This is a genomic window from Siminovitchia sediminis (genome assembly GCF_042680885.1).
GTDB lineage: Bacteria > Bacillota > Bacilli > Bacillales > Bacillaceae_C > Siminovitchia > Siminovitchia sediminis.
This window is the reverse complement of record NZ_JBHUEO010000066.1, coordinates 1-7,790: the sequence shown is the minus strand read 5'-3', so window position 1 is coordinate 7,790 and position 7,790 is coordinate 1. Positions and strand designations below refer to the sequence as shown.

Here is a 7,790-nt window from a genome sequence, read left to right as displayed (position 1 = left end):
GTTGGTCCAACGAGGAGTCTAAAGTTATTTTGAGAAGTTGGCAAGTGGCCTTTTTATTTACATAGATTCGAATTACCTACATAAATTAACTGCCAAACCTTACATTTTTAGAATGCCATAAACAGACGGGAACTGCAGGGTTGTCTAATGCATGCAGACGGTCCTTCCGCAGGAGGTTCGCATACATCTCCTCGTATGCTAAGCCAGGTTTCTGAACTATATATGTTTCAGTTAGCGTGCGTTTGGCCATAGGTCCGAAACTCAAGATGACAATCCTATAACTACCGGACTTTAGATTCTTGTCTTAGTAAACATTCGTTCCCCAAACATACTTCGATCATTCAATAAGATCTAGAAAATTTTTCGTCGAGTCAAGTTTAATCAATTTCAGCAATGCTTCAAAGAGTTGTTGTCGGAACTCTCCTTTGGGGGGGTTTAGATCAAGCAGGTCAGCATACCATAGCCCATCAATTGCCAAAAAAATGATAGTACCAAGAAGTACATCTTGACTATCGGTTCTGACATTCTCATGCCACTTTTTGTATTCTTTACGCCAGGAATCAACGAAAGCTGGATTTGAAATCATTGTTGCAAGTAAACCGGGGCTCGTTAATTCCTGTAGACCGGCCTCTTCAAACATAGCTTTGGCGTACCCCCGAAGCCATCGACCAGGAGTATCCTCCTCTACGGAAAGCTTTTTTTCAAGATTCATATTTGACTTCTCCATCACATATTCAATCATTCCTTCTTCCAACTTTTCTTTTGAAGGAAAGTGATATAATAATCCTCCTTTACTTAAATCTGCTTCTTTTGCTACCCTCTCAATTGTAAGGCGTGTAAATCCTTCTCTTTGTACAAGTTTCAATGCTTCTATTAAAATTTTTTCACGTGTATTGTGTGGTTTGACTGTTTCCATAAAATTTTTCCTCCGCTCTTTAGATGTATCAAATAATTCGTATTTACCGAAATTTTACAGATATACGTTAGAAAGGTCAACATATTTTAACTGGATTCCATCTTGATATTTAATAAGCTATAACGCATGGTATGAAGGTGTAAAGATGTAATTCTATTATCAGGTTGTTCCTGTATAAAGTAGCAGCTTTAAAAAAGATAGGTCAAACCATCTTGGAAAAAATAGCTGCACTGCTCGATGATTCTAGGATCCTTTTTTCCTATGGGGCACCATTATATGAACAAAGAGATCAATACCATTGTGTACAGTCCTAGAATCGAAGGATCCTGCATAAAATTGTTTGAAAGGGAGTAAGTCACATATGGCTACCTTGAAAAACCCGCAAATTCAGTGTTTACCATAGACTCAAAACCGCATCTTCCTTCCATATCCAAGGTGTTATAATAAGCACCGGCCAGCCCTTGAATACGTTTTCGATCATCATATGCCTCAGTTGGATCCTAAATTTATTAACATTTTTGTCAGCATGACCAAGACAAATGGTGGTCGGATATGCAGACCGTCTGTGTTTTGCTCTAATGTCAATTGGATCGATAGAATAGGAGATGAACAATATCTTTTTTTCTGATGCTTCCGATAACCAACACTTTGTTTAACAGTGTACGAATCAATCTCTCGGAAAAAATGATCTCATTCTTGAATTAAGTTATAAAAACAAGCGGTATAGAAGACCCTCTGATACCGCAAACCCTTGATGTATCTTTAAGTGGTGCTCTGTCACTTTAATAAAAGGTACAACACAATTTGGTGTAGTTGCGTGTGGATAGGGTGAAAATACCTCCGCGATGAATTAGCAATCGCCAGAGGGATAGGAACAACAGAAAGGTAAAAAAGTATAATAAAGTAAAAATTTCCCATCAAAGATGAGTGACTATTAGCTCCTTTAAAAGAGACGAAAGCAAGAGCTTGTAATTGTAGAAGCACGCCAACAGCATGTTCGCTGGGCTCCTGATAGTAAAAAACTAGACAGTAAACACCTTAAATAAGACAAATATAACACTATTGGAGTCTTCTAGATACCAATAGCTTTTTTTAATATGTCATAAGTGTCAATATCTTTGGCTAGAGTGGGTCAAAAAGTTGGCAGAGGCTTCAGATGAATTGAGACACTTTCGGTTATTCAGCAAACCCTGGGTAAAATATTTTCTGATAATAAATAAAAATTTTAAATTTTTTGTTGACAACTGTACCGTACGTACGGTATTATCTGATTAATGGAAATGGGGCGAATAATAACACTTATGGTTATAAAAACAGCAAAGATCCTATCTCTTTCCTAATTACTTTACCGCACTTCCAGATTCTATGAATCATATGACGCAGGATCAATGGCATTATTTGTGTTAAAGCAATGAATGAAAGCATTATCCAGGTATTATATACTGTACCGCTCATACGGTGCTTATAGATCAATTAAAATAGAGATAATAATAATTTTTCAATATAAAGAAGTTATGAAAGTGGTTTCTTTTTTGTTTTTAACTGTACCGAACATACGGGACAGTTAATAATATATATTCTTACCTTTTTGGAAGGGAGGGGTGAAATCGTCTTTAATTTCTTACACCCTAATAAAGATATAACCAGTTGAATCTATCTTTATCTTTTGAATTAAGTTGGTCTTTAACAACAAACAGTGAGGTGTGTATTTTCAATGAAGAAGGAAAGGATTATGCCGGATGGACATTGGGATTGGAGCATGCCTGTAAGTTTTTCCCAAGGGTGGATGGTAGATAATTTAATTTTTGTTGGTGGCCAACTCTCAATGAACGAAAAAGGGGAAGTCATCGGCAAAGGTGATATTGAGACTCAGACAAGAGAAGTTTTTAAAAATATCCGAAAGGTTCTCAAAGAGGTTGGCGCGGATACAAAGGACATAGTTAAACTTAATACTTTTTACACCTTTGATGGTGACCGCGAAGAGGTAACAGAATTTTGGGAAAAGATGACGAAGGTAAGAATGGAATTTTTACCTGAACCTGGTCCATGCGGGACTGCTGTTCGCGTAGACGGATTTATGACAGATGGTTGTCTTATAGAAGTTGAAGCAATAGCTGTTGTAGATAGAAATTAATTATAGTAAAGAAAAAAATACACAGAAACTAAAATTTATTGGAGGTACAATTATGATTAAAAATCCAATTACATGGCCAAATGGAAAAAGATGTGCAGTTGCGATCACCTTCGATGAAGACTCTGATAGTTTGGTGCACCTTGATTATCCGGATAACGCAGGCTCACTAGTATCAACAACTTCATGGTTGAGGTATGGTACTGAAGTTGGGATTCCACGTATTTTGGAGATGTATAGAAAATACGAAATCAAGCAGACGTTTTTTATCCCTGCATGGGTTATCGAACGAAACCCATGGACTGTTGAACAAATATTACGTGATGGACATGAGATCGCTCATCATGGATATATGCATGAGCATCCATACAAACAAACCAGAGAAGATGAGTTGTATTGGCTCCAGCGTGGAGCGGAAGTTATCAAAAAGTTTACGGGAAAACATCCCACTGGATATCGGGCTCCATGGTTTGCTTTCTCAGAAAACACTGCTGATCTTTTAGCTCAAGAAGGGTTTCTATATGATTCATCTTTAATGGAGGATGACGTGCCATATGTACTGAATTCCAAGTCTGGGAGATTAATTGAATTGCCTACTGATTGGTCTCAGGATGATTATCCTCAATATGTCCATAATGATGATTTTAATTATGTAATGCAAATAGCTTCACCCGACAGAGCAATGGAGGTGTTTCTGGCTAACTTTGATGCTGCCTGGGAATATGGAGGTTTGTGGGTAAGTGTTTGGCACCCCTTTAATACGGGACGTCCTGCCAGGCTGCGAAAGGTGGAACAAATGATTGAATATATGCAAGAAAAAGGCGACGTTTGGTTTGCAACGATGGAGGAAATAGCTTTACATGTAAAAAAATGTATTGATGATGGAAGTTACAAACCGCGTGAAGTTAACTTGCCATACTATGAAGGAAGAATTCCAGAAACAACAAAATCCGAATTTGCAAGAAGTATTACAAAACAAAAATTAACTACAAATAGGGGGATCTGAAATATGACAGTAAAGACAGAATACAATTACGCAACAAAATTGAAAGAGGTACTAAAGACTGGTTCTGAGCCCTATCTTATGACAGGTGATCAATATAAAGAGAGTCTAAGAGATGGCAGGAGAATCATTGATTCAGAGGGGGAAGAGATAAAAGACCCTGTTACACATCCTCACTTAAAAAGAGGAGTAGAAACAATAGCTAGGATTTACGATCAACAATTCAACGCTGAAACAAAAGATTTTTCCACCTATCTAGATAAAGATGGGAAAAGATACAACACGGGTTGGAAGGTACCAACAACGTTGGAAGATTTACAAATAAAACGCAAAATGTTAAAAGCGAATACCTACGAATCTTTTGGTGTATTTGGTCGACCAAACGATTATGGGCCCTATATGGCACTAGGATTTTTGGCTGTAATTGACAAGATCGAAGCTGAAGATCCACAAAGAGCAGATAATATAAGGAAATTTGTTGAATTTAGTCAAAAACATAATATTATAAGCGCTGATCTTATTGTTGACCCTCAGACGGATCGTACTATTCCCAGAACAGAAAGAAAAGGGCAATTAAGAATAGTGGAGGAACGTCCTGATGGAGTGATTTTGCAAGGCGCTAAATCTTGTGGCTCCATTGCCGCGCAAGCTCATTTTGTAACTATTTCTACTGTTCTATCTCCCGGCTTAGATGAAGATGCTGCAATATGGGCTGCTGTACCTATAAATTCAGAAGGGTTAACGATTGCATTAAGGGAGCCTGTAACGAGATTAGACAATAATAGTTTCGATGACCATCCTTTAGATTCAAGGGTCGGCGAAGAAGTAGATGGTATGCTGATTTTTGATAATGTTTTCCTGCCAAACGAATTAATTTTCAGTAAAGGAAATTTAGAATTACTTAACTATTACAATGAATCTGGCGGACTGTTTCATTGGCATATTTTAAGTCGACTAGCCTACCGGGCGGAAATATTTGCTGGGGTTGTTCAAACAATTATCGATGTTCTTGGTACAGGTTCTATTGCCGGTGTTCGTGACAAAGCCTCCGATGTTTTTGCATATGCTATTGCATTAAAATCCCATATAGAGGCAGCAGAAAATGAGGCTGAATTAGAGAATGGGGTACTCGTACCTTCAAGATCAATTATAACTGCTGGTAGACTACATTCAATTGAGCGGTATCCTGAAATAATGCATATACTGCGTGATTTAAGTGGGCAAGGTTTAATTAGTCGTTTTACAAAGAAAACATGGGATCACCCTGATGTTGGAAAAAAACTTGACGAATACTTACCAGGAACCGGTGTAACAGCGCGTGAAAAGAATAGATTCTTTAATTTTCTATGGGATCTTACAACAAGCAGCCATGCTGGCCGTGTTGCATTGTTTGAAAACTTAAATGCAACAAATGCTCCGGTCGTTAGAAAAGACTTTTATAATATTTATGACCGTTCAGAATCCGTTAACCATATCCGCGACTTTCTCAATTTACCTAAAATCGAAGGCTGATGGAAAAATGAGTAAGATTTAAATAGAGCTAAATAACAACAGGCGGAACGGGTTTTATTCCAAAAGAACCCGTTTCCCTGTATGTTGTTAGTCTAGTTCAGAAGGGAGACGAAAACATGCAGGAAGTAGCAGAGCTATTTAAAGAATCAATGGGTCGTTTAGCTACTGGAGTAACTGTGGTAACAACGGAAATTGATGGACGTCCGTGGGGAATGACGGTAAGTGCGTGTTGTTCTATATCAATGGAACCGCCGTTAATATTAGTGAGCTTATTTACTAAAAATTCAGGTACCAAGGCAATTAAAGACATGCAAAAATTTGGTGTGAGCATTTTAAGTAATGATCAAAGTGAAATAGCGAAAGCAGGAGCTAAACCAGGGGCACCAAAATTCTTTGAAGATTTCGTTGAAGTAGACTCCGGTAAAGAAACATATATGGTTAAAGACGCAATGGCCCATATCCATTGTAAAGTAGATAACACTGTTATAGCTGGAGATCATACAATTTTTATTGGATTGGTCGAGGATGTTACAATTGGAGATTTTAGTCAACCCTTATTACATTTTTATCGCCAATTCGGAACTTTTACAAATAAGTTGGAAAAGAAAGAATTACTTGTGTAGACATCTGGGGTAATTATATAGATTGAATTAATTCCGGTGATACATCGTACAGAAAGATGCTGAAAAAGTCAGCTCCATCTTCGACACTATCGATAAAACATTTTATTTTTGATGAAATTGTCCCTGGTAATTTCCCAAACACCTTCCATCATATGTGGAGTTTGGATATGAACCAGACCAATATTAACAAAGGATGGGCAGGGAACTAAAAAGATGAACGTCAGGCAATCCTAGCCCTTTTTGAGGGTTGGACGGAGAAGCTTGGTATGATAATTCTTTTAATTATTTAAATAATTTGTGTGTTCTGACTATTGGATATTCCAAGGGACTGTCTCGGTAAATATTGGAATACCTGTGAACAGTATTTTTCTTCCTCTGCACATTAGAATCTGTTTTCCTGTTACCTAACGCTTCGCGTGTAGAGGAAGGGGAATGATGGAACAAAAAAACTGATTCACAGTAATTTTGAGCTTTTCATATAGAAAGCGCTAGCGCTTGCAGATGAAACTAGTCGTTCGTACTTAAATTTGCCAATAAGGGGATGGGAAAGCTATTGATGAAAAAGTTTTCAGATAAAAAATAGCAACGTATTGAACTGCAGTCTCACTGACGCAGCGGTATCTCAAAATCTAAATAAAATTATATGTTAAGGCCAAACGGTGTTATAAAAAGACATCTATATAACAACTTTTTATCAGGCTGCCTTTAATCGGGTTGTGTAATTGCTAAAAACGGTTGATTTACACACCAAAACTTATGAAACAATCAATTGCTGTAGGTTAAGTTGCCCACCGTACAAAATCCCAAAAAAATGTTGGCGAAATCTATAATGTAAAAAAGTGTATAAACAAATTAAAAGAAGGTGGCTTATATGCAGGTTCATCAACCGAACACATTAACATTACCAGCCTCAGTCATAGCCATAGGTGCATTTGACGGCATCCATTTGGGACACCAACGATTGATTGAGAGAGTAGTAAATCGCAGTAAGGAAATGGGTGTTCCAAGTTTAGTTTATACTTTTGATCCACCTCCTCGTGTCTACTTTCAAGGAGCAAGAATGTTGACCTCAATTGAAGAAAAACTAGAGAGATTAGCTACACTACAAGTAGATCATGTAGTTGTTGCTCCATTTGATTTTTCATACACTCAACAAAGAGCAATTGAGTATATTAAGGAATTATCATCATTAAATCCATCAGAAATTATAGTAGGGGGCGATTTTCGATTTGGTTATAAACGAGAAGGTGGTTTGGATGATTTAAGGCGTTATTTTCAAGTGAAGGTTTTTCCTTCAGTTTGTTGTTCGCAAGGGAGAGTGGTTTCTTCCAGTCGAATTCGAGAGTTGATTTCTCATAACGCTTATACGGAAGCACAATCACTTTTGAATTGGAATACTCTAGATGAGAGTTAATATCTTATATGTAATTATTTAAGTTTTGTATAAATCAAGCAGGAAAACTATGAAAGTACAAGTCAGTGTTTATGGCATTCTAAAAATGTAAGGTTTGGCAGTTAATTTATGTAGGTAATTCGAATCTATGTAAATAAAAAGGCCACTTGCCAACTTCTCAAAATAACTTTAGACTCCTCGTTGGACCAACA

At 37.2% G+C, this 7,790-nt stretch carries 6 protein-coding genes; 5 read left to right on the top strand and 1 reads right to left on the bottom strand.

All coding sequences use genetic code 11. The features are described from left to right. Nucleotides 1-337: 337 nt before the first annotated feature. On the bottom strand, nucleotides 338-916 hold the full coding sequence (locus tag ACFSCZ_RS16270; protein ID WP_380775378.1) for a TetR/AcrR family transcriptional regulator: 579 nt from the start codon (nucleotides 914-916) through the stop codon (nucleotides 338-340). A 1,714-nt stretch (nucleotides 917-2,630) separates the two neighbouring features. Here ACFSCZ_RS16270 and ACFSCZ_RS16265 point away from each other — a divergent pair. The 5 genes from ACFSCZ_RS16265 to ACFSCZ_RS16245 all read left to right on the top strand — a co-directional run bounded on the left by ACFSCZ_RS16265 (nucleotide 2,631) and on the right by ACFSCZ_RS16245 (nucleotide 7,599). After that, nucleotides 2,631-3,050, top strand: coding sequence for a RidA family protein (locus tag ACFSCZ_RS16265; protein WP_380775376.1), 420 nt, complete (start codon nucleotides 2,631-2,633; stop codon nucleotides 3,048-3,050). A 52-nt stretch (nucleotides 3,051-3,102) separates the two neighbouring features. Then, on the top strand, nucleotides 3,103-4,053 hold the full coding sequence (locus ACFSCZ_RS16260) for a polysaccharide deacetylase family protein (RefSeq protein ID WP_380775373.1): 951 nt from the start codon (nucleotides 3,103-3,105) through the stop codon (nucleotides 4,051-4,053). A 3-nt stretch (nucleotides 4,054-4,056) separates the two neighbouring features. Next, nucleotides 4,057-5,562, top strand: coding sequence for a 4-hydroxyphenylacetate 3-hydroxylase N-terminal domain-containing protein (locus tag ACFSCZ_RS16255; protein ID WP_380775371.1), 1,506 nt, complete (start codon nucleotides 4,057-4,059; stop codon nucleotides 5,560-5,562). A 116-nt stretch (nucleotides 5,563-5,678) separates the two neighbouring features. After that, complete coding sequence (locus ACFSCZ_RS16250) at nucleotides 5,679-6,185, top strand: flavin reductase family protein (RefSeq protein WP_380775368.1); 507 nt, start codon at nucleotides 5,679-5,681, stop codon at nucleotides 6,183-6,185. A gap of 871 nt (nucleotides 6,186-7,056) precedes the next feature. Then, complete coding sequence (locus ACFSCZ_RS16245; protein WP_380775365.1) at nucleotides 7,057-7,599, top strand: FAD synthetase; 543 nt, start codon at nucleotides 7,057-7,059, stop codon at nucleotides 7,597-7,599. Nucleotides 7,600-7,790: the final 191 nt, after the last annotated feature.

Coding starts and splice junctions, on each gene's coding strand:
- ACFSCZ_RS16260 (WP_380775373.1), top strand. CDS start 3,103: ATGATTAAAAATCCAATTACATGGCCAAATGGAAAAAGATGTGCAGTT.
- ACFSCZ_RS16250 (WP_380775368.1), top strand. CDS start 5,679: ATGCAGGAAGTAGCAGAGCTATTTAAAGAATCAATGGGTCGTTTAGCT.
- ACFSCZ_RS16245 (WP_380775365.1), top strand. CDS start 7,057: ATGCAGGTTCATCAACCGAACACATTAACATTACCAGCCTCAGTCATA.
- ACFSCZ_RS16270 (WP_380775378.1), bottom strand. CDS start 916: ATGGAAACAGTCAAACCACACAATACACGTGAAAAAATTTTAATAGAA.
- ACFSCZ_RS16255 (WP_380775371.1), top strand. CDS start 4,057: ATGACAGTAAAGACAGAATACAATTACGCAACAAAATTGAAAGAGGTA.
- ACFSCZ_RS16265 (WP_380775376.1), top strand. CDS start 2,631: ATGAAGAAGGAAAGGATTATGCCGGATGGACATTGGGATTGGAGCATG.